Source organism: Micromonospora sp. BRA006-A, from assembly GCF_033433935.1.
Taxonomy (GTDB): domain Bacteria; phylum Actinomycetota; class Actinomycetes; order Mycobacteriales; family Micromonosporaceae; genus Micromonospora; species Micromonospora aurantiaca.
Genome location: NZ_JANCLW010000001.1, coordinates 2,612,955 through 2,632,740 on the forward strand (window position 1 = coordinate 2,612,955; position 19,786 = coordinate 2,632,740).

A 19,786-nucleotide genomic window follows, 5' to 3' on the forward strand; every position below is an offset into this window, starting at 1 on the left:
TCCTCTGCATAGTCATGCGGAGGTGGGTATGGACATTCGGGTTGCCGTGGCCGGGGCGAGTGGATACGCCGGGGGCGAACTGCTGCGCCTGCTCGCCGGTCACCCCGAGTTCGAGCTGATCGCCGCCACCGCGCACAGCCAGGCCGGCCAGCCCGTCACCGCCGTACACCCGCATCTCGCGGGCCTCGACCTCGTGTTCGCCGCCACCGAACCGGCGGCCCTCGCCGACGCGGACCTGGTCTTCCTGGCCCTGCCGCACGGGCAGTCCGCGGCGCTCGCCGCGGCGCTGCCCGAAACGGTCACGGTGGTCGACCTGGGCGCGGACCACCGGCTGCGCGACGCCGCCGCCTGGGGCCGCTACTACGGCGGAGAGCACGCCGGCGCCTGGACCTACGGGCTGCCCGAGCTGCCCGGGCAGCGGGCCGAGATCGCCGCCGCGACGCGTGTGGCCAGCACCGGTTGCTACGCGGTGGCGACCACGCTGGCGCTGGCGCCGCTGATCGCGGCCGGCGCGGTACGCCCCGACGACGTGGTGGTGGTCGCCGCCTCCGGCACCTCCGGCGCGGGCCGGGCCGCCAAGGCCCATCTGCTCGGCAGCGAGGTGATGGGCGATCTGACCCCCTACAAGGTGGGTGCGCACCAGCACGTGCCGGAGATCAAGCAGGCCACCGGCGCGACCGGCCTGTCCTTCACCCCGGTGCTCGCGCCGATGCCCCGGGGCATCCTGTCCACCGTCACCGCGGTGCCCACCGGCGACGCCGACCCGCGCGCGGTGCTGGCCGCCGCGTACGCCGACGCGCCGTTCGTGCACGTGCTGCCCGAGGGGGCGTGGCCGCACACCGCCGCCACCGCCGGCTCGAACTCCTGCCACCTCCAGGCGACCGTGGACGTCGACTCGGGGCGGGTGATCGTGGTCAGCGCGATCGACAACCTGGGCAAGGGCGCGGCCGGCCAGGCCGTGCAGAACGCCAACCTGATGGTGGGTCTCCCCGAGACCACCGGTCTGTCCGTGTTTGGAGTGGCCCCGTGAGCGTCACCGTCCCCCGTGGGTTCCGCGCCGCAGGTGTCGCGGCCGGACTGAAGTCCTCCGGCGCCGCCGACGTCGCCCTCGTCATAAACGACGGCCCGGACGCCGGCGTGGCCGGCGTCTTCACCGCCAACCGGGTCAAGGCCGCGCCGGTGCTGTGGAGCCAGCAGGTCGTGCACGGCGGCGTCGTGCGCGCCGTGGTGCTCAACTCCGGCGGTGCGAACGCCTGCACCGGCCCGGCCGGCTTCCAGGACACCCACGCCACCGCCGAGCACACCGCCGCCGCGATCACCGCGGCGAACGCGCGGCTCATCGTCGGCGCGGGCGAGGTCGCGGTCTGCTCGACCGGCCTGATCGGCGAGCGGCTGCCGATGGACAAACTGCTTCCCGGCGTACGCGAGGCGGTGCGCGGCCTGTCCCGCGACGGCGGCCCGGCGGCCGCCGAGGCCATCATGACCACCGACACCCGCCCCAAGACGACGGTGGCGCAGGGTACGGGCTGGACCGTCGGCGGCATGGCCAAGGGCGCGGGCATGCTCGCCCCGGCCATGGCCACCATGCTCTGCGTGCTCACCACCGACGCGGTGGCCGGGCCGGACGCCCTGGACGCCGCGCTGCGCGCCGCCACCCGGATCACGTTCGACCGGATCGACTCCGACGGCTGCATGTCCACCAACGACACGGTGCTGCTGCTCGCAAGCGGCGCCTCCGGCATCGAGCCGACCGCCGAGGAGCTGACCGCCGCGGTCACCGCCGCCTGCCACGACCTGGCCCAGCAGCTCCTGGCCGACGCCGAGGGCGCGACGAAGGAGGTCGCGATCGAGGTGGTCGGCGCGGCGAGCGAGGACGACGCGGTCGAGGTGGGCCGCACGGTGGCCCGCAACAACCTGGTGAAGACCGCGCTGTTCGGCAACGACCCGAACTGGGGCCGGATCCTCGCCGCGGTCGGCACCACGGCCGCCGTGTTCGAACCGGACGGCGTGGACGTCGCGGTCAACGGCATCTGGGTGTGCCGGGGCGGCGCCGCCGCCGAGGACCGCGCCAAGGTGGACCTCACCGGCCGCGGCGTCACGGTCCGGATCGACCTGCACGCCGGTGCCGACGCCGCCACCATCTGGACCAACGACCTGTCCCACGCGTACGTCCACGAGAACTCGGCCTATTCCACATGAACTTGAGTGCTGACCTCACTCGGGCCCAGGCCAAGGCCGCCACGCTGATCGAGGCGCTGCCCTGGCTGGCCCGTTTCTCCGGRGCCACGGTCGTGGTCAAGTACGGCGGCAACGCCATGGTCGACCCCGAACTCCAGCGGGCGTTCGCCGCCGACATGGTGTTCCTGCGCTACGCCGGCCTCAAGCCCGTAGTGGTGCACGGCGGCGGCCCGCAGATCTCCGCCATGCTCGGCCGCCCCTATTCCACATGAACTTGAGTGCTGACCTCACTCGGGCCCAGGCCAAGGCCGCCACGCTGATCGAGGCGCTGCCCTGGCTGGCCCGTTTCTCCGGTGCCGACGCCGCCACCATCTGGACCAACGACCTGTCCCACGCGTACGTCCACGAGAACTCGGCCTATTCCACATGAACTTGAGTGCTGACCTCACTCGGGCCCAGGCCAAGGCCGCCACGCTGATCGAGGCGCTGCCCTGGCTGGCCCGTTTCTCCGGCGCCACGGTCGTGGTCAAGTACGGCGGCAACGCCATGGTCGACCCCGAACTCCAGCGGGCGTTCGCCGCCGACATGGTGTTCCTGCGCTACGCCGGCCTCAAGCCCGTAGTGGTGCACGGCGGCGGCCCGCAGATCTCCGCCATGCTCGGCCGCCTGGGCATCGCCAGCGAGTTCCGGGGCGGCCTGCGGGTCACCACCCCGGAGGCGATGGACGTGGTCCGGATGGTCCTGGTCGGTCAGGTCGGCCGGGAACTGGTCGGGCTGATCAACGCGCACGGCCCGTACGCGGTCGGCCTCTCCGGCGAGGACGCCGGACTGTTCACGGCGGTGCGCCGCCAGGCGTACGTGGACGGGGAAGCGGTCGACGTGGGCCAGGTCGGCGACGTGGAGTCGGTGAACGTCTCGGCGGTCACCGACCTGATCGAGGCCGGCCGGATCCCGGTCATCTCGACAGTCGCGCCGGACGTCGACGGGGTGCTGCACAACCTCAACGCGGACACCGCCGCCGCCGCGCTGGCGGTGGCGCTGGACGCCCGCAAGCTGGTCGTGCTGACCGACGTGCCCGGCCTCTACGCCGACTGGCCGGACACGTCCAGCCTGGTCAGCGAGATCACCGCGGACGACCTGGCGAAGCTGCTGCCGTCCCTGGAGTCGGGCATGGTCCCGAAGATGGAGGCCTGCCTGCGGGCGGTGCGCGGGGGAGTACCGGCCGCGCACGTCGTCGACGGCCGGGTCGCCCACTCCACGCTGCTGGAAGTGTTCACGTCGGAGGGCTTCGGAACCATGGTGATCGACTCATGAGCACGCTGGTGCAGCGGTGGAACGCCACCATGATGGACAACTACGGCACGCCGCCGCTGGCGCTCGTCTCCGGCTCCGGCGCCGTCGTGGTCGACGAGACCGGCCGGGAGTACGTCGACCTGCTCGGCGGCATCGCCGTCAACGCGCTCGGCCACGCCCACCCGGCGGTGGTTGCCGCCGTCAGCAAGCAGGTGGCGACGCTCGGGCACGTATCGAACCTGTTCGTCGCCGAGCCGCCGGTGGCGCTGGCCGAGCTGCTGCTCGCGCTGGCCGGCCGCCCGGGCCGGGTGTTCTTCGCCAACTCCGGCGCGGAGGCCAACGAGGCCGCGTTCAAGCTGTCCCGGCTCACCGGCCGCCGGCACGTGGTCGCCACCCACGGCGGGTTCCACGGCCGGACCATGGGCGCGCTGGCGCTCACAGGGCAGCCCGCGAAGGCCGACCCGTTCCGCCCGCTGCCCGGCGACGTGACGCACGTGCCGTTCGGCGACGCCCACGCGCTGGCCGAGGCCGTCACCGACGACACGGCCATGCTGATCATCGAGCCGATCCAGGGCGAGAACGGCGTGGTCGTACCGCCGCCCGGCTACCTGGCCGCGGCCCGGCGGATCACCGCCGCGCACGGCGCGTTGCTGGTGCTGGACGAGGTGCAGACCGGGGTCGGCCGCACCGGCCACTGGTTCGCCCACCAGGCCGAGGGCGTCGAGCCGGACGTCGTCACGCTCGCCAAGGGCCTCGGCGGCGGCCTGCCGCTTGGTGCCTGCCTGGCCTTCGGCCGGGCCGCCGACCTGCTCACGCCCGGCTCGCACGGCACCACGTTCGGCGGCAACCCGATCAGCTGCGCCGCCGCGCTCGCCGTCGTCTCCACGATCGCGCACGAGGGCCTGCTCGACCACGTCAAGCGCGTCGGCGAGCGGCTGCGGCGCGGCGTCGAGGCGCTCGGTCACCCGCTGGTCCGCGAGGTGCGCGGCGCCGGGCTGCTGCTCGGCGTCGTGCTCGACCAGCCGGTGTCCGCTGCCGCCGCGGCGGCGCTGCGCGAGGCGGGTTTCCTGGTCAACCCGGTGCAGCCGGACGTGGTCCGGCTCGCCCCGCCGCTGATCCTCACCGCCGCCCAGGCCGACGCGTTCCTCGCCGCGCTGCCGGCCGCGCTGTCCGCCGCCGCGCCGGCACCTTCCACCACCGGCACCGCCGCACCGGCCGAGGCCGCCGTGCCCGGCCCCTCCGCCGGCACCGCCGCGCCCGACGCCACGACCCCGACGGAGGCTCCCGCATGATCCGCCACTTCCTGCGCGACGACGACCTCACGCCCGCCGAGCAGGCCGCCGTGCTCGACCTCGCCGCCCGGATGAAGGCCGACCGGTACGCGCACCAGCCCCTGACCGGGCCGAAGTCGGTAGCGGTGCTGTTCGACAAGCAGAGCCTGCGCACCCGGATCTCGTTCGACGTGGGCATCGCCGAGCTGGGCGGGCACCCGCTCGTGGTGGACACCCAGGTCACCCACTTCGGCCGGGGCGAGACGCTGGCCGACGCCGGCCGGGTGCTGTCCCGCTACGTCGCCGCGATCGTGCTGCGTACCCACGGCGACGACCGGATCGCCGAGGTCGCCGAGCACGCGACGGTGCCCGTCGTGAACGCGCTCACCGACACGTACCACCCCTGCCAGCTGCTGGCCGACCTGCTCACCGTGCGGGAGCGTTTCGGCGGCACCGCCGGGCGGATCGTGACGTACGTGGGCGACGCGGCGAACAACATGGCGCACTCGTACCTGCTGGCCGGGACGACCGCCGGGATGCACGTGCGGATCGCCGGCCCGGACGGGTTCCAGCCGGACCCGGAGATCGTGGCCCGCGCCGAGAAGATCGCCGCCACCACCGGCGGGTCGGTGCAGCTGTTCACCGACCCGGTCGAGGCGGTACGCGGCGCGCACGTCGTCGCCACCGACACCTGGACGTCGATGGGGCAGGAGGACGACGGGCTGGACCGGATCACCCCGTTCCTGCCGTACCAGGTCAACGCCGCGCTGCTCGGCCACGCCGACGCCGACGTGATCGTGCTGCACTGCCTGCCCGCCCACCGGGGCGAGGAGATCACCGACGAGGCGCTCGACGGCCCGCACAGCGCGGTGTTCGACCAGGCGGAGAATCGGCTGCACGCCCAGAAGGCGCTGCTGACGTTTCTCCTGGAGGAATCCGCATGACCGCTCCGCTGACCCGCGCCGCGCGGCACGCCCGCATCGTCGAGCTGATCCGCGACACCCCCATCCACTCGCAGACCGAGCTGGCCGACCTGCTCGCCGGGGACGGCATCCAGGTCACCCAGGCCACCCTGTCGCGGGACCTGAAGGAACTGGGAGCGGTGACCGCGCGGGGCGGCGACGGGCGGGGCGTCTACCTGATCCCGGAGGACGGGCACCGGCCGCTGCGCGACGCCGAGGGCGCGCCGGCCCGGCTGGTCCGGCTGCTGCGTGAACTGCTGAACGGCGTCGACTCCAGCGGCAACATCGCGGTGCTGCGCACCCCGCCGGGCGCCGCCCAGTACCTCGCCAGCGCACTGGACCGGGCCGGCCTGTCCGAGATCGTCGGCACCATCGCCGGTGACGACACCATCCTCGTCGTGGCCCGCGAGGCCGACGGCGGCGCCGCGCTGGGTGAGCGGCTCGCCGCGTGGGCCCGCCGCGACGACACAGCCGAAGGGGGCACCTCGTGACCGAGCGGGTCGTGCTCGCGTACTCCGGGGGCCTGGACACCTCGGTCGCCATCCCGTACCTGGCCGAGCGGACCGGCGCGGAGGTGATCGCGGTCGCCGTCGACGTCGGTCAGGGCGGCGAGGACATGGCAGTGATCCGGCAGCGCGCGCTCGACTGCGGCGCCGTCGACGCCGAGGTGGTCGACGCCCGCGACGAGTTCGCCGCCGACTACTGCCTGCCGGCGATCCGGGCCAACGCCCTCTACATGGACCGATACCCGCTGGTGTCCGCGCTGTCCCGGCCGCTGATCGTCAAGCACCTGGTCGCGGCGGCGCGTGCCCACGGCGGCACGATCGTGTCGCACGGCTGCACCGGCAAGGGCAACGACCAGGTCCGGATCGAGGTCGGCCTGGCCGCCCTCGCGCCGGACCTGGCTGTCGTCGCGCCGGCCCGGGACTTCGCCTGGACCCGGGACAAGGCGATCGTGTACGCCGAGGAGAAGGGGCTGCCGATCGACGTGTCGGCGGCGTCGCCGTACTCGATCGACCAGAACCTGTGGGGCCGCGCCGTGGAGACCGGCTTCCTGGAGGACATCTGGAACGCACCGGTCGAGGATCTCTACGCGTACACCGAGGACCCGGCGTCGGAACGCGACCCGGACGACCTGGTGATCACGTTCGACGGCGGCGTGCCGGTCGCGATCGACGGCGAGACGGTCACGCCCTACGAGGCGATCCGGGAGCTGAACCGGCGGGCCGGGGCGCACGGCGTGGGCCGGCTGGACATGGTCGAGGACCGGCTGGTCGGCATCAAGAGCCGCGAGGTGTACGAGGCGCCCGGCGCGCTCGCCCTGATCACCGCCCACCAGGAGCTGGAGGCGGTGACAGTCGAGCGGGATCTCGCCCGGTTCAAGCGCGGCGTCGACCAGCGCTGGGCTGAACTCGTCTACGACGGGCTCTGGTTCTCGCCGCTGAAGCGGTCGCTGGACGCGTTCATCGACGAGGCTCAGCGGCACGTCACCGGCGAGGTGCGGCTGCGCCTGCACGGCGGCCGGGCGGTCGTCACCGGCCGGCGTTCCGAGGCGAGCCTCTACGACGTCGGCCTCGCCACCTACGACACCGGCGACACGTTCGACCAGTCGCTGGCGAAGGGATTCGTACGACTGTGGGGACTACCCAGCACGATGGCCGCGCAACGGGACGCCCGGATGGGAGGGGCCTGATGGGGGGCACCACAATGGGTGGGGTGGACGACAAGAGCCTGACCGAGAACAGCGCCCCCGCCAACCGGACGAGCCTCTGGGGCGGCCGGTTCGCCGGCGGTCCCGCCGAGGCGCTCGCGCGGCTGTCAGTGAGCGTCCAGTTCGACTGGCGCCTCGCCCCGTACGACATCGCCGGTTCCCGGGCGCACGCCCGGGTCCTCGCCGGCGCCGGCCTGCTCGACCCGGACGAACTGGGCCGGATGCTGGCCGCGCTGGACGACCTGGAAGCGGCGTGCGCCTCCGGCGCCTTCCGCCCGACCGTCGACGACGAGGACGTGCACACCGCGCTGGAGCGTGGCCTGCTGGAGCGGCTGGGCAGCCTCGGCGGCAAGCTGCGCGCCGGCCGTTCCCGCAACGACCAGGTCGCCACCGACCTGCGGCTCTACCTGCGCGACCACGCCCGCGGGGTGGCGGCCCGGCTGGTCGAGCTGGCCGAGGCCCTGGTGGAGCAGGCGGAGCGGCACGTGGACACCGCCGCGCCGGGCATGACGCACCTGCAGCACGCCCAGCCGGTGACGTTCGGGCACTGGCTGCTGGCCCACGTGCAGCCGTTGCTGCGCGACCTGGAGCGGATGCGGGACTGGGACGAGCGGACCGCGATCAGCCCGCTCGGCGCTGGCGCGCTGGCCGGCTCGGGGCTGCCGCTGGACCCGGTGGCGGTCGCCAAGGAGCTGGGTTTCCGCACCTCGTTCGCCAACTCGATGGACGCGGTCGCCGACCGCGACTTCGTGGCCGAGTTCCTGTTCGTCACCGCGATGATCGGCGTGCACCTGTCCCGCCTCGGCGAGGAGGTGGTGCTCTGGACGTCGCAGGAGTTCGGCTGGGTCGAGCTGGACGACGCCTTCGCCACCGGCTCGTCGATCATGCCGCAGAAGAAGAACGCGGACATCGCCGAGCTGGCCCGGGGCAAATCCGGCCGCCTGGTCGGCGGCCTGATGAGCGTGCTCACCATGCTCAAGGGCCTGCCCATGACGTACGACCGGGACATGCAGGAGGACAAGGAGCCGGCGTTCGACGCGGTCGACACGTTGGAGCTGCTGCTACCCGCGCTGGCCGGGATGATCTCCACGATGACGGTCCGGGTGGACCGGCTGGTCGCGAGCGCCCCGTCGGGTTTCTCGCTCGCCACCGAGGTCGCCGACTGGCTGGTCCGGCGCAACGTGCCGTTCCGCGACGCGCACGAGATCACCGGCAAGCTGGTGGCGCTCTGCGCGGCCCGCGACTGCGCGCTCGACGAGGTGTCCGACGCCGACCTGGCCGCGGTCAGCGAGCACCTGGACCCGTCGGTGCGCGACGTGCTCTCGGTGCGCTCGGCGCTGGCCGCCCGCATCACGCCCGGATCCACCGGCCCCGGCCCGGTCGCCGACCAGCTCGCCGCCGCGGCGGACAAGCTGACCGGCTGGCGGGAGTGGGCCGCCGAGCGGGTCGTACCCCGCTGAGCCACCGCTGATCCGGGGTAGGCACCCGCCTGCCCCGGATCACACCGTTCAACCTGTGGGGCGCTCGCGTTTCGGGAGCTTGGCGACCACCGCGTCGTACGACCCGTCGACCGCCTCGATCAGCTCGTCGTCCGGGATGCCGCCGGAGAGCCGCAGCGTGTTCCAGCCGGACCGGCCGATGTAGGGGGAGGGGCGCGCGTCGGCCGGGAACCGGTGCAGCCACTCGTCGGCCACCTCCCGGGACGCCCCGCACTTCACCCCGAGCCGGGCCTCGCCGTCGGGGGAGCCGAGGAACGCGAAGATGCGGCTGCCCACCTTCACCACCTCGTCGCCCTCCCACGGCTGGTCGAGCCAGGCTCCCGGCTTGGCCAGGCAGTAGGCCAGCATCTCCTCGCGCGTCATCGCGTCCTCCCGTGCCGTCGTCCGGCACAGTCTCGCCCGCCGCTGTGACAGCCCGCGCCGTGCGCCGCCGGTCAGTCGCCGGTGCCGGTGCGGACGGTGAGCCGCTCGTAACGCTGCCGGGCCGCCTGGGCGCTGCCCAGCCCCAGCCCGAAGGCGATCGCCTGCCAGGTCATGCCCCGCCCGCGGGCCACCTGCAACAGGCCGGCCTCCAGCGCGTCCACCTCGGCCCGCACGTGCGGGATGAGCGTCAGCGCGGCCATCAGGTCGGCCTGGTCGACGGGCTCCTCACCCTCGTCCAGCTCGGCGCCTCCGGCGAGCGCCATCACCAGCGTGGCCGCCTCGTACGCGTCGGGCACGTCGGGGTGGGCGTAGCGCCGGCGGCGGGAGTTGGTGCCGGCGTGCCGCTCGGCGATCCGCAGCAGCGCCGCGTAGTTGCGGTGCGCCCGGGCCTGGGCAGCATCCGGAGCGGTGAACGGGTCGTTGTCCACGGTGACCATGCCGTCCATCCCACACCTAAGAATGACCTGTTGTCAACACCCCGTTGAAAGCCCTTCGTGTAAAACACCGTGCTCTCAACGTGTGGTGAAGAATCGGCGCGTCATGCCACCACAGACGCGCCGCGGGGTGTCCCGGGTTGCCCGGAACGGCCGATTCAGGCGGGCGAGTTCCGCGCGGAGACGGCCGGAGCGGGCCGGCGCCGCGGGGTGTGCCGCCGGTAGACGCTCACGCTCGGCTCGCCCGCCAGCCAGAACCGCCACGGAAGGTCGTGCGCGGCGGCGACCCCGACCCGCGGCCCAGCGACGATCCGCGCCGGGTCGACAGGGCTGGCCGGTGGCGTCAGCAGCAGCGGACCGCTGCCGTCGATCGCCGAGGTGCCGTTCGCGTCCCGCCCGAGCCCGAGCGCGGTGACCAGCCGGGCCGGCCCGCGGGCCAGCTCCCGGTCGGCGGCGCGCGGCCGGCGCTCGCGGGCGATCTCGACGCCGTCGACCACATCGCCCGCGCGCAGCAGCACCGCCGCCGCCTCGCCGTCGCGACCGCAGACGATGTTCGCGCACCAGTGCATGCCGAACACGAAGTACACGTAGACGTGCCCGGCGGGCCCGAACATGACCCTGTTGCGCGGCGTCGGCCCGCGGTGGGCGTGCGACGCCGGATCCTCGCCGGTGCCCGCGTACGCCTCGACCTCGGTGAGCCTGATGGTGACGCCGCCGGCCGACACGGTCCAGCCGAGCAGCGTCCGCGCGGTGTCGGCGATCTGCGCGGCGGGTGCGTCGAGCCAGGGGTACGTCATCGCGGCAAGGGTAGTCGGTGGGCGGCGCGTGATCCGGGCCACGCCGGGGCGGGCGGTCACCGGAATAGTTGACTCGTCAAATATGTTGTGAGGAGCGATCCCGGGCCGACCGGTCCGGACCCCACGCGAGGAGCTGGTCATGCAGTTCGGAGTCTTCACCGTCGGTGACGTCACCGTCGACCCCACGAGCGGGCGGCTGCCGTCCGAGCGTGAGCGGATCAAGGCCATGACCGCCATCGCGCTCAAGGCCGAAGAGGTCGGCCTCGACGTCTTCGCCACCGGCGAGCACCACAACCCGCCCTTCGTGCCGTCGTCGCCGACCACCATGCTCGGCTGGATCGCCGCGCGTACCGAACGGCTGCTGCTGTCGACATCGACCACGCTGATCACCACGAACGACCCGGTGAAGATCGCCGAGGACTACGCGATGCTCCAGCACCTGGCCGACGGACGGGTGGACCTGATGATGGGCCGCGGCAACACCGGCCCGGTCTACCCGTGGTTCGGGCAGGACATCCGCAACGGCATTCCGCTGGCCATCGAGAACTACGACCTGCTGCACCGGCTGTGGCGCGAGGACGTGGTCGACTGGAAGGGCCGGTTCCGGACGCCGCTGCAGTCGTTCACCTCGACCCCGCGCCCGCTCGACGGCGTACCGCCGTTCGTCTGGCACGGCTCGATCCGCAGCCCGGAGATCGCCGAGCAGGCCGCGTACTACGGTGACGGCTTCTTCGCCAACCACATCTTCTGGCCCAAGGAGCACACCCAGCGGATGGTCGGCCTCTACCGGGAGCGGTACGCGCACTACGGCCACGGCTCGCCGGACCAGGCCATCGTCGGCCTCGGCGGGCAGGTCTTCATGCGGCGCAACTCCCAGGACGCGGTACGCGAGTTCCGTCCCTACTTCGACAACGCCCCCGTCTACGGGCACGGCCCGTCGCTGGAGGAGTTCACCCGGGAGACGCCGCTGACCGTCGGCAGCCCGCAGCAGGTCATCGACCGCACGCTGGGTTTCCGCGAGTACGTCGGCGACTACCAGCGGCAGCTGTTCCTGATCGACCACGCCGGTTTGCCGCTGAAGACGGTGCTGGAGCAGCTCGACCTGCTGGGCGAGGAGGTGGTCCCGGTGCTGCGCAAGGAGTTCGACTCGCTGCGTCCCGCGCACGTTCCCGAGGCGCCCACCCACGCGAGCCTGCTCACCGCCCGCGACGCCGCCCCGGCCGCCGGGGAGCAGCGATGACCAGCCGTACCCTCGCTGTCGTCTCGGCCGGTCTCGGCCAGCCGTCGTCGACCCGCCTGCTCGCCGACCAGCTCGCCGCGGCCGCCCGCGACGAGCTGGCCGGCCGCGGCGCCACTGTGGAACTGCGCGTGGTCGAGCTACGCGAGCACGCCCACGACGTGGTGAACCACCTGCTCACCGGCTTCGCGCCGGCCGCACTCCGCCGGACGCTCGACGCGGTGGCCGCTGCCGACGGGCTGATCGCGGTGACGCCGATCTTCAACGCGTCCTACAACGGGCTGTTCAAGTCGTTCTTCGACGTGGTCGACCGGGACGCGCTCGCCGGCAAGCCGGTGCTGCTCGGGGCGACCGGCGGCACCGCCCGGCACTCGCTGGCGTTGGAGCACGCGGTCCGGCCGATGTTCACGTACCTGCGGGCGGCGACGCTGCCCACGGCGGTGTTCGCCGCGCCGGAGGACTGGGCCGGCGACGACGGCGACAGCGCGCTGCGGTCCCGGATCCGCCGGGCCGGCGCCGAGCTGGCCGAGCAGGTGGACCGCCGCCCGCCCGCGACCGGCCCGGCCGACCCGTTCGCGCTCACCACCGACTTCGCCGAGCTGCTCGCCGGCCGCGACCCGTCCTGACGCCGTCCTGACGCCGGGCGGATCGGCGCGGAGGCGCCCGCTACCGGGCGTAGCCGTCGCCAGCGAACCACACCGGAAACCGGTTATGACTGAGAGGCATAAGTATGCCTCTCAGTCATAACGCTTGCAGGACATCCCTCTGGCCGGGCGGCTCGGCGGACCGGACCGGACCCTGCCAGCCGCGCGGCGCGTCAGTCGTCGGCCGGCTCGGGCCGGTGGGCCACGAGCACCGGGCAGTGGGAATGCTGGACCAGCGCCTGGCTGACCGAGCCGAGCAGCAGCCCGGCGAAGCCGCCCCGGCCCCGGGAACCGACCACCACGAGCGACGCCTCGCCGCTGGCCTCCCGGAGCGCGGTCTCCGGCGAGGCGGCGGTCACGGCCCGCTCCGTCACCCGCAGGCCCGGGTGCGCCGCCCGGACCCGGGCCGCGGCCTCGGCCAGCAGTCCGGCCGCCTCGGCCCGCGCGGCGGTGGAGGCCTCCGCCGCGACCTCCGGCGCCACCGCGCCGCGTTCCGGCGACCGCACGTGCATCAGCACCAGCTCCGCGTCACGCCGGTCGGCCTCGTCCGCGGCCAGCTCGATCGCGTACGCGGCCGAGTCGGAACCGTCCACGCCGACCAGCACCGGACCGTCCACCGGGATCGGCTGCTCCTCCGGGCGGACGATCAGCACCGGGCAGTGCCCGTGCTGCGCGAGCTGCCCGCTGACCGAGCCGAGCAGCAGGCCGGCGAAGCCGCCCACGCCCCGGCTGCCCACCACGACCAGCTCGGCGCGGCGGGACTCCTCGACCATGGTGGCGCCGGGGCCGCCGGCGACCTGGCGTACCTGCACCCGCAGGCCCGGGTGCCGCTCGGCCAGGTCGGCGGCGACCGACTCCAGCATCTTCTCCGACTCCGCGGTGGGCGCCGGCACCCCCAGGTCGTACGGGTTGAGCGGCACGCCGTAGCCCATCGGGTGCAGGTAGCCGTGCACCAGCACCAGCGGCCGGGAACGTGCCACGGCGGTCGCGGCGGCCAGATCGGCGGCGGCCAGGCTGGACGGCGATCCGTCCACTCCCACCACGACGGGTCGGTTCATCAGGTCTGTTCCCTCCGGTCGGCTCAGGCCATTGTGGCGGTCCCGGCGGCGCCGGGACCGCCGAACCGGGGTCAGCGGTCCCGGCCCCCGCGGTGCCGGACGACGGCGAGCGGGCTGTGGCAGTGGTGCAGCACGGCGTGGCTGACCGAGCCGAGCAGCAGCGAGCCGAGGCTACCCCGTCCGTGCGCGCCGACCACGGTCAGCTGCGCCCCGACGGACTCCTCGACCAGCACCCGGGCGGGCGTGGCGGCGGAGACCAGCTTCGGCCGTACCGTGACCTCCGGGTAGCGCTCGGCCCAGCCGGCGACGGCCTCGGCCAACACCCGCTGCTCGTCGGCGCGCAGCTCCTGCGGGTACAGCCAGGCGTGCACCACGACCAGTTCGGCGCCGCGCGCCGCGGCCTCGGCGAACGCGAAACCGACCGCCTCGTCCGACAGCGCGGAGCCGTCCACGCCGACCACCACCGGGCCGTCGGCGCGGGCCTCACCCCGGGCCACGAGCACCGGGCAGTCGGCGCGGGCGGAGAGCTGCACCGCGGCGGAGCCGACGAGCAGTTCGGCGAAGCCGCCCAGTCCCCGGTGACCCAGCACGAGCAGCGCGGCGTCGCGGCTCTCCCGCAGCAGCACCGCCACCGGCCCGCCGTCGACGACCGCACCGGTCACCGCCAGCTCCGCGTCGACCTTGCGGGCCTCGTCCACCGCCTCCTCGACCAGCTTCCCGGCCTCCTGGCGCAGCTCGATGTCGGGCAGCACCGGGGCGACCATGCCCAGCGGCGTGCCGACCAGCGGCCACAGGAAGGCGTTCACCACCCGCAGCGGCCGGTGCCGCAGCACCGCCTCGCGTGCGGCCAGCCGTACCGCGTCCAGCGCGGACGGGGAGCCGTCCACGCCCACCACGACGGGGGCACCGGTTCTGTCGGTCATCACGTCCTCCTTCGGTTCCCCCTCAGCCTGCGCCGACGGCTCCCAACTGGGCAGAGTCGATCCGCCCGGCACGGCCGGGACCATCGGCCCCTACCGGCCGGGGCGGTGGCGAGGTGGAATGGAGGCCAGTGCTCCCCTCCTGTCGACCCTGGAGGCGCGATGACCCCGCTGGAGATGCTCCGCGTCCACCCCTTCCTTGCCGGGCTGCCCGACGAGTGGCTGCCCCGGCTCACCGGTTACGCCCGTCCGGTGGTCTGGCATCCCGGGCACCGGCTGTTCCGCGCCGGCCAGCCGGCCGACCGGTTCTGGCTGGTCCGCGGCGGCCAGGTGGCGCTGGACTTCCCGGTGCCGGGCCGCGGCGACGTGGGCATCGAGACGATCGGGCCGGGCGGCGTGCTCGGCTGGTCCTGGCTGTTCCCGCCGTACCGCTGGCAGTTCGGCGCGGTCGCCACCCAGCGCAGCACCGCCGTCGAACTCGACGCCGACGGGGTACGCCGGCTGATGGAGTCCGACGACACGCTCGGCCGTCAGCTCACCACCCGGTTCATGAGCGTGGTGGTGGACCGGCTCCAGGCGTCCCGGGTCCGGCTGCTCGACCTGTACGGCTACCCGACGGCCGCGGCCAGCTGAACCGGCGCGCGGTCAGGTGACGGTGAGGCCGCGAGCGGCGAACTGGCCGCGTACCCGGGCCAGCAGGCCGGCGTCCGGCGGCTCGGTGTCCGCCAGCGGGAAGGCCAGGCCCAGCTCGGCGTACTTGTGCGCGCCGAGCCGGTGGAACGGCAGCACCTCGACGCGCTGCACGGTGGCCAGCCCGGCCGCCACGTCGGCCACCCGCTCCACCTCGTCGACCGCGTCGGTCAGGCCGGGCACCAGCACGTACCGGATCCAGATCGGCGTACCCCGGTCGGCCAGCCGTCGCGCGAACCGCAGCGTCGGCGCGAGCCGGCCGGTGCCGGTGACCCGGCGGTACGTCTGCGGGTTGCCCGCCTTGACGTCGAGCAGCACCAGGTCGGTGGCGTCCAGCAGCGCGTCGTCGGCACGGACGCCGAGGAAGCCGGACGTGTCCAGCGCGGTGTGCAGGCCGAGGTCGTCGTGGCAGCGGCGCAGCAGTTCCCGGGTGAACGCCGGTTGCAGCAGCGGCTCCCCGCCGCTCACAGTGACGCCGCCGCCCGCGACCTGGATGAACCGGCGGTACCGGGTGGCGAGCGTGACCATCTCGTCCACCGTCCGTCGCCGGCCGCTGCGGCCGTACCAGGTGTCCGGGCTGTGGCAGTAGCGGCAGCGCAGCGGGCAGCCGGCCAGGAAGACCACGAACCGGGTGCCCGGCCCGTCCACCCCGACCGACGTGTCCCACGAGTGCACCGCGCCGGTGACGGCACCCGGCGCCGCCGCAGTGACCTGCGGCGGCGCGGGCGGGCGGCCGGTCACAGCGACCCGTGGAAGGTCCGCGACACCACGTCGCGCTGCTGCTCCGGCGTGAGCCGGACGAAGTTCACCGCGTACCCGGAGACCCGGACGGTGAGCTGCGGGTACCGCTCCGGGTGCGCCATCGCGTCCAGCAGCGTGGCCCGGTCCAGCACGTTGACGTTGAGGTGGAAACCGCCGGCGTCGGCGTAGCCGTCGAGCACCCCGGCCAGGTTCGCGATCCGCTCGTCGCGGGTGTGGCCCAGGCCGTCCGGCGTGACCGTGCCGGTCAGCGAGATGCCGTCGCGTGCCGCGTCGTACGGCAGCTTCGCCACCGACAGCGCCGACGCGACCAGGCCGTGCGTGTCCCGCCCGTTCATCGGGTTCGCCCCCGGCGCGAACGGCTCACCGGCGCGCCGCCCGTCCGGCGTGTTGCCGGTGTGCTTGCCGTACACCACGTTCGAGGTGATGGTGAGCACCGACATGGTCAGCTCCGCGTCGCGGTACGTGCGCTGCCGGCGCAGCTTCTCCGCGAACGTCTCGACCAGCCACACCGCGATCTCGTCGGCCCGGTCGTCGTCGTTGCCGTACGTCGGGAACTCGCCCTCGACGGCGAAGTCGACGGCCAGACCGGTGGCGTCGCGCAGCACCTTCACCCGGCCGTACCGGATGGCCGACAGGCTGTCCACGGCGACCGACAGGCCGGCGATGCCGGTGGCCATGAACCGGCGCACCGGGTGGTCGTGCAGCGCCATCTCCAGCCGCTCGTACGCGTACCTGTCGTGCTGGTGGTGGATCACGTTCAGCGCGTCCACGTACGTCTGCGCCAGCCACTCCAGCGTCCGGTCGTACGCGGCCAGCACCTCGTCGTAGTCGAGCGTCTCGCCGCCCACCGGCGCGGCCGGCGGGGCCACCTGCGTGCCGGTCAGCTCGTCCCGGCCGCCGTTGATCGCGTACAGCAGCGCCTTCGCCAGGTTCGCCCGGGCGCCGAAGAACTGCATGTCCCGGCCGACCCGCATGGCCGACACGCAGCAGGCGATGGCGGTGTCGTCGTCGTACGCCGGGCGGATCAGCTCGTCGTTCTCGTACTGGATGGCGCTGGTGTCCAGCGACACCTGGGCGCAGAACCGCTTGAACCCCTCGGGCAGACGCGGCGACCACAGCACCGTCAGGTTCGGCTCGGGCGCCGGGCCGAGGTTGTACAGCGTCTGGAGGTAGCGGAACGCGGTGCGGGTGACCAGCGGCCGGCCGTCCACGCCCATCCCGCCGAGCGACTCGGTGACCCAGGTCGGGTCGCCGGAGAACAGCTGGTCGTACTCGGGGGTGCGGAGGAAGCGGATGATCCGCAGCTTGATCACGAAGTCGTCGATCAGCTCCTGCGCGCCGCTCTCGTCCAGCCGCCCCTCGGCGATGTCCCGCCGCAGGTACGCGTCGACGAACCCGGCGGTGCGGCCGAGCGACATCGCGGCGCCGTTCTGCTCCTTCGTGGCGGCCAGGTAGGCGAAGTAGAGCCACTGGATCGCCTGCGCGCCGGTGGCGGCCGGGCGGGAGATGTCGAAGCCGTACGAGGCGGCCATCTCCCTCAGCTCACCGAGCGCGCGGATCTGCTCGGCCAGTTCCTCCCGGTCGCGGATCACGTCGTCGGTGCTGCGCCGGTCGTCCAGCGCCGCCTTGAGCACGCGGCGCTCCTCGACCAGCCGGTCCACCCCGTAAAGCGCCACCCGGCGGTAGTCGCCGATGATCCGCCCGCGCCCGTACGCGTCGGGCAGCCCGGTGATGACGTGCGAGCGCCGCGCGGCCAGCACGTCCGCCGGGTACGCGTCGAAGACCGCGTCGTTGTGGGTGCGGCGGTACCTGGTGAAGATCTCGTGCACGCGCGGGTCCGGCTCACGCCCGTACGCCCGCAGCGCCGTCTCCACCATCCGCAGCCCGCCGGCCGGCATGATCGCCCGCCGCAGCGGCGCGTCGGTCTGCAACCCGACGATCAGCTCCCGCTCCCGGTCGATGTAGCCCGGTGCGTGCGAGGTGATCGTCGACGGGGTGGCCGCGTCGACGTCGTACACGCCGCGCCGCCGCTCCTCGCCGAACATCTCCCGCAGCCGGTCCCACACGGCGAGCGTGCGCGGCGTCGGCCCGGCCAGGAACGACGCGTCCCCGGTGTACGGCTCGTGGTTGTGGCGGACGAAGTCGGCCACGTCGATCGTCTCCTGCCACGCTCCGGCGTGGAATCCGCGCCAGGGGGCCAGGGGTTCGGTGGCGGTCATGTCGGTCCCTCTCCGGGCGTCGGCGGTGGCCCGGTCCCCGCGGGTGCGGGGACCGGGGCGGGGGTCAGGGCTGGAGCACGAGCCGGGCGGCGACCCGGCCGGCGAGGACGTCGTCCACCGCGTCGTTGATGTCGTCCAGCTTGCGGGTCTCGTAGACGACCCGGGTGCGGCCGGCGGCGTGCAGCGCGAACACCTCGGCCAGGTCGGCGCGGGTGCCGACGATCGAGCCGAGCACCGTGATGCCCTTGAGCACCGTCTCGAAGACGGGCAGGGTGATCGCGTTGTCGGCGGGCAGCGACACCAGCACCAGCCGGCCGCCGCGGCGCAGTGAACGGTGCGCCTGCTCGATGACCCGAGGGCTCGCGGCGAGCACGATCGCCACGTCCACGCCGCCCAGCGCGGTGATCCGCTCGACCGGGTCGGTGGTGGCGGCGTCGACCGTGTGCGCGGCGCCCAGCGAGGTGGCCAGTTCCAGCTTCTCGGCGGTCACGTCCACCGCGATCGTCTCGGCGCCGAAGATCTGCGCGTACTGCTGGGCGAGGTGACCCAGGCCGCCGATGCCGAAGATCGCCACCCGCTCGCCCGGCCGCACCCCGGCGACCTTGACGGCCTTGTACGTGGTGACGCCCGCGCAGGTCAGCGGCGCGGCCTCGAACGGGTCCACGCCGTCGGGCACGCGTACCGCGTACCGGGCGGCGGCGACCGCGTACTCGGCGTGCGCGCCGTCGATGCTGTAGCCGGTGTTGCGCTGCGACTCGCACAGCGTCTCCCAGCCGGTCACGCAGTACGCGCAGGTGCCGCAGGCCCAGCCGAGCCAGGGCAGCGCGACGCGGTCGCCGACGGCGTGCTCGGTGACGCCGGGGCCGACCTGCTCGACCAGGCCGACGCCCTCGTGTCCGGGGACGAACGGCGGGGTGGGCTTCACCGGCCACTCGCCGCGGGCGGCGTGGATGTCGGTGTGGCAGAGTCCGCTGGCTTCGATGCGGACCAGGATCTCGCCCGGGCCGACCTCCGGCACGGGACGCTCGGTGATCTCCATCGGACGGTCGAACGCGGTGACGACACTGGCGCGCATCGGGGGCCTCCCTCTCTCGTTCTCCCCCTCAGCGTCGTCCACCCGGGAGCGTCCGGGCAGGGGCGCAGGACCGCGGTGACCCGGGACCAACGGCCCGTCCGAGGCCGGAACGGCGGTACGGCCGCCGGTGACGTACCGGCGGCCGTACCCCTGGGTTGCTCAGCGGTCGACGACCAGGCGGCGGGCCCGCAGCAGGCGCGCCCACCAGGGCCTGTGGTCCGGGCGCAGCCGAGGCGCCGGCACGCCGCGCAGGCTGACCCATCCGCCCGGCCCCATCGTGACGGTGCCGACCGACGGCGGGCGGCGCCGCGACCAGACCGCCACGGCGGCGGTGAGCGCTGCGACCGCGAACGCGCCGGTGGCGGCGGCGACCAACTGGTCGGGTTCGACCACGCGCCGGTAGCGGACCCGGCCGCCGGCCGCGACGAACACGCCGACCGGGCGGCCGTCGCGGTTCACCGGCACCAGCGCGGCGTCCCCGGGCAGTTCCAGCACCGGGCCGACCGGCCCGGCCGGGGCGGGGGCGGGCGTCGCGGCCGGCGGCGGCGCGGGCCGGGGGAGCGGCGTGACAGCCGGTCCGGTCGGGTTGAAGATGGCGGTCATGGTGCTGCCC

At 73.9% G+C, this 19,786-nt stretch carries 21 protein-coding genes and 1 pseudogene; 13 read left to right on the top strand and 9 right to left on the bottom strand.

Annotated features, from left to right (window positions below; translation table 11 throughout):
• The first annotated feature begins 28 nt into the window (after positions 1 to 28).
• The 10 genes and pseudogenes from argC to argH all read left to right on the top strand — a co-directional run bounded on the left by argC (position 29) and on the right by argH (position 8,875).
• On the top strand, positions 29 to 1,030 hold the full coding sequence (gene argC, locus NMK34_RS12480) for an N-acetyl-gamma-glutamyl-phosphate reductase (protein ID WP_318333509.1): 1,002 nt from the start codon (positions 29 to 31) through the stop codon (positions 1,028 to 1,030).
• On the top strand, positions 1,027 to 2,199 hold the full coding sequence (argJ, locus tag NMK34_RS12485; protein WP_120570482.1) for a bifunctional glutamate N-acetyltransferase/amino-acid acetyltransferase ArgJ: 1,173 nt from the start codon (positions 1,027 to 1,029) through the stop codon (positions 2,197 to 2,199). The genes argC and argJ overlap by 4 nt, the downstream gene beginning before the upstream one ends.
• A pseudogene (locus NMK34_RS12490) lies at positions 2,196 to 2,435 on the top strand (acetylglutamate kinase); the annotation flags it as partial. The gene argJ and the pseudogene NMK34_RS12490, both read left to right, overlap by 4 nt.
• An 11-nt stretch (positions 2,436 to 2,446) precedes the next feature.
• On the top strand, positions 2,447 to 2,608 hold the full coding sequence (locus tag NMK34_RS30910; RefSeq protein WP_412098976.1) for a hypothetical protein: 162 nt from the start codon (positions 2,447 to 2,449) through the stop codon (positions 2,606 to 2,608).
• Complete coding sequence (gene argB, locus NMK34_RS12500; RefSeq protein ID WP_318333510.1) at positions 2,605 to 3,492, top strand: acetylglutamate kinase; 888 nt, start codon at positions 2,605 to 2,607, stop codon at positions 3,490 to 3,492. Before NMK34_RS30910 ends, argB begins: the two co-directional genes overlap by 4 nt.
• Complete coding sequence (locus NMK34_RS12505; RefSeq protein WP_318333511.1) at positions 3,489 to 4,763, top strand: acetylornithine transaminase; 1,275 nt, start codon at positions 3,489 to 3,491, stop codon at positions 4,761 to 4,763. The genes argB and NMK34_RS12505 overlap by 4 nt, the downstream gene beginning before the upstream one ends.
• Positions 4,760 to 5,686, top strand: a complete 927-nt coding sequence (argF, locus tag NMK34_RS12510) for an ornithine carbamoyltransferase (RefSeq protein ID WP_013474916.1) — start codon at positions 4,760 to 4,762, stop codon at positions 5,684 to 5,686. Before NMK34_RS12505 ends, argF begins: the two co-directional genes overlap by 4 nt.
• Positions 5,683 to 6,195 (top strand): arginine repressor, encoded by a 513-nt coding sequence (locus NMK34_RS12515; RefSeq protein ID WP_013474917.1) that lies wholly within the window; start codon positions 5,683 to 5,685, stop codon positions 6,193 to 6,195. The genes argF and NMK34_RS12515 overlap by 4 nt, the downstream gene beginning before the upstream one ends.
• A complete protein-coding gene (locus NMK34_RS12520; protein ID WP_318333512.1) occupies positions 6,192 to 7,397 on the top strand; it encodes an argininosuccinate synthase in 1,206 nt (401 codons plus the stop codon). The genes NMK34_RS12515 and NMK34_RS12520 overlap by 4 nt, the downstream gene beginning before the upstream one ends.
• Positions 7,398 to 7,411: 14 nt before the next feature.
• Entirely contained in the window at positions 7,412 to 8,875 is a 1,464-nt protein-coding gene (gene argH, locus NMK34_RS12525; RefSeq protein ID WP_030271078.1) for an argininosuccinate lyase, read from the top strand.
• Positions 8,876 to 8,923: 48 nt separating this feature from the next.
• Here the strand turns inward: argH and NMK34_RS12530 are convergent, their stop codons facing one another.
• From NMK34_RS12530 to NMK34_RS12540, 3 genes are all read right to left on the bottom strand, one after another.
• Positions 8,924 to 9,277 carry an MmcQ/YjbR family DNA-binding protein gene (locus tag NMK34_RS12530; protein ID WP_318333513.1) on the bottom strand — a complete coding sequence of 118 codons (354 nt, stop codon included), beginning with the start codon at positions 9,275 to 9,277 and terminating at the stop codon, positions 8,924 to 8,926.
• A gap of 71 nt (positions 9,278 to 9,348) precedes the next feature.
• Positions 9,349 to 9,774, bottom strand: a complete 426-nt coding sequence (locus NMK34_RS12535) for a hypothetical protein (RefSeq protein WP_013285554.1) — start codon at positions 9,772 to 9,774, stop codon at positions 9,349 to 9,351.
• A 155-nt stretch (positions 9,775 to 9,929) separates the two neighbouring features.
• The gene (locus NMK34_RS12540) at positions 9,930 to 10,568 is read right to left on the bottom strand and encodes a DNA-3-methyladenine glycosylase (protein WP_318333514.1); all 639 of its coding nucleotides are present in this window, start codon (positions 10,566 to 10,568) and stop codon (positions 9,930 to 9,932) included.
• A gap of 139 nt (positions 10,569 to 10,707) precedes the next feature.
• On the opposite strand from NMK34_RS12540, the gene NMK34_RS12545 reads away from it, so the two are divergent.
• On the top strand, positions 10,708 to 11,808 hold the full coding sequence (locus tag NMK34_RS12545; RefSeq protein ID WP_318333515.1) for an LLM class flavin-dependent oxidoreductase: 1,101 nt from the start codon (positions 10,708 to 10,710) through the stop codon (positions 11,806 to 11,808).
• Positions 11,805 to 12,431 carry a CE1759 family FMN reductase gene (locus NMK34_RS12550; RefSeq protein ID WP_318333516.1) on the top strand — a complete coding sequence of 209 codons (627 nt, stop codon included), beginning with the start codon at positions 11,805 to 11,807 and terminating at the stop codon, positions 12,429 to 12,431. The genes NMK34_RS12545 and NMK34_RS12550 overlap by 4 nt, the downstream gene beginning before the upstream one ends.
• A 191-nt stretch (positions 12,432 to 12,622) precedes the next feature.
• Here NMK34_RS12550 and NMK34_RS12555 read toward each other — a convergent pair whose 3' ends face one another.
• Complete coding sequence (locus NMK34_RS12555; RefSeq protein ID WP_318333517.1) at positions 12,623 to 13,507, bottom strand: universal stress protein; 885 nt, start codon at positions 13,505 to 13,507, stop codon at positions 12,623 to 12,625.
• 71 nt (positions 13,508 to 13,578) lie between these two features.
• The gene (locus NMK34_RS12560) at positions 13,579 to 14,430 is read right to left on the bottom strand and encodes a universal stress protein (protein WP_318333518.1); all 852 of its coding nucleotides are present in this window, start codon (positions 14,428 to 14,430) and stop codon (positions 13,579 to 13,581) included.
• Between the two features lie 159 nt (positions 14,431 to 14,589).
• On the opposite strand from NMK34_RS12560, the gene NMK34_RS12565 reads away from it, so the two are divergent.
• Positions 14,590 to 15,060, top strand: coding sequence for a cyclic nucleotide-binding domain-containing protein (locus NMK34_RS12565; protein ID WP_013285560.1), 471 nt, complete (start codon positions 14,590 to 14,592; stop codon positions 15,058 to 15,060).
• A gap of 12 nt (positions 15,061 to 15,072) precedes the next feature.
• Here NMK34_RS12565 and pflA read toward each other — a convergent pair whose 3' ends face one another.
• The 4 genes from pflA to NMK34_RS12585 all read right to left on the bottom strand — a co-directional run bounded on the left by pflA (position 15,073) and on the right by NMK34_RS12585 (position 19,776).
• A complete protein-coding gene (gene pflA / locus NMK34_RS12570; RefSeq protein ID WP_318333519.1) occupies positions 15,073 to 15,858 on the bottom strand; it encodes a pyruvate formate-lyase-activating protein in 786 nt (261 codons plus the stop codon).
• On the bottom strand, positions 15,855 to 18,098 hold the full coding sequence (gene pflB / locus NMK34_RS12575; protein WP_318333520.1) for a formate C-acetyltransferase: 2,244 nt from the start codon (positions 18,096 to 18,098) through the stop codon (positions 15,855 to 15,857). The genes pflA and pflB overlap by 4 nt, the downstream gene beginning before the upstream one ends.
• A gap of 64 nt (positions 18,099 to 18,162) precedes the next feature.
• A complete protein-coding gene (gene adhP, locus NMK34_RS12580; protein WP_071095692.1) occupies positions 18,163 to 19,173 on the bottom strand; it encodes an alcohol dehydrogenase AdhP in 1,011 nt (336 codons plus the stop codon).
• Between the two features lie 159 nt (positions 19,174 to 19,332).
• Complete coding sequence (locus NMK34_RS12585; RefSeq protein ID WP_030271088.1) at positions 19,333 to 19,776, bottom strand: hypothetical protein; 444 nt, start codon at positions 19,774 to 19,776, stop codon at positions 19,333 to 19,335.
• Positions 19,777 to 19,786: the final 10 nt, after the last annotated feature.

What these genes read in the sequence shown, in the direction of transcription:
- argC (WP_318333509.1), top strand. Translation starts at nt 29, where the DNA reads ATGGACATTCGGGTTGCCGTGGCCGGGGCGAGTGGATACGCCGGGGGC.
- NMK34_RS30910 (WP_412098976.1), top strand. Translation starts at nt 2,447, where the DNA reads ATGAACTTGAGTGCTGACCTCACTCGGGCCCAGGCCAAGGCCGCCACG.
- argB (WP_318333510.1), top strand. Translation starts at nt 2,605, where the DNA reads ATGAACTTGAGTGCTGACCTCACTCGGGCCCAGGCCAAGGCCGCCACG.
- NMK34_RS12505 (WP_318333511.1), top strand. Translation starts at nt 3,489, where the DNA reads ATGAGCACGCTGGTGCAGCGGTGGAACGCCACCATGATGGACAACTAC.
- argF (WP_013474916.1), top strand. Translation starts at nt 4,760, where the DNA reads ATGATCCGCCACTTCCTGCGCGACGACGACCTCACGCCCGCCGAGCAG.
- NMK34_RS12515 (WP_013474917.1), top strand. Translation starts at nt 5,683, where the DNA reads ATGACCGCTCCGCTGACCCGCGCCGCGCGGCACGCCCGCATCGTCGAG.
- argH (WP_030271078.1), top strand. Translation starts at nt 7,412, where the DNA reads ATGGGTGGGGTGGACGACAAGAGCCTGACCGAGAACAGCGCCCCCGCC.
- NMK34_RS12530 (WP_318333513.1), bottom strand. Translation starts at nt 9,277, where the DNA reads ATGACGCGCGAGGAGATGCTGGCCTACTGCCTGGCCAAGCCGGGAGCC.
- NMK34_RS12535 (WP_013285554.1), bottom strand. Translation starts at nt 9,774, where the DNA reads ATGGTCACCGTGGACAACGACCCGTTCACCGCTCCGGATGCTGCCCAG.
- NMK34_RS12540 (WP_318333514.1), bottom strand. Translation starts at nt 10,568, where the DNA reads ATGACGTACCCCTGGCTCGACGCACCCGCCGCGCAGATCGCCGACACC.
- NMK34_RS12545 (WP_318333515.1), top strand. Translation starts at nt 10,708, where the DNA reads ATGCAGTTCGGAGTCTTCACCGTCGGTGACGTCACCGTCGACCCCACG.
- NMK34_RS12550 (WP_318333516.1), top strand. Translation starts at nt 11,805, where the DNA reads ATGACCAGCCGTACCCTCGCTGTCGTCTCGGCCGGTCTCGGCCAGCCG.
- NMK34_RS12555 (WP_318333517.1), bottom strand. Translation starts at nt 13,507, where the DNA reads ATGAACCGACCCGTCGTGGTGGGAGTGGACGGATCGCCGTCCAGCCTG.
- NMK34_RS12560 (WP_318333518.1), bottom strand. Translation starts at nt 14,430, where the DNA reads ATGACCGACAGAACCGGTGCCCCCGTCGTGGTGGGCGTGGACGGCTCC.
- NMK34_RS12565 (WP_013285560.1), top strand. Translation starts at nt 14,590, where the DNA reads ATGACCCCGCTGGAGATGCTCCGCGTCCACCCCTTCCTTGCCGGGCTG.
- pflB (WP_318333520.1), bottom strand. Translation starts at nt 18,098, where the DNA reads ATGACCGCCACCGAACCCCTGGCCCCCTGGCGCGGATTCCACGCCGGA.
- adhP (WP_071095692.1), bottom strand. Translation starts at nt 19,173, where the DNA reads ATGCGCGCCAGTGTCGTCACCGCGTTCGACCGTCCGATGGAGATCACC.
- NMK34_RS12585 (WP_030271088.1), bottom strand. Translation starts at nt 19,776, where the DNA reads ATGACCGCCATCTTCAACCCGACCGGACCGGCTGTCACGCCGCTCCCC.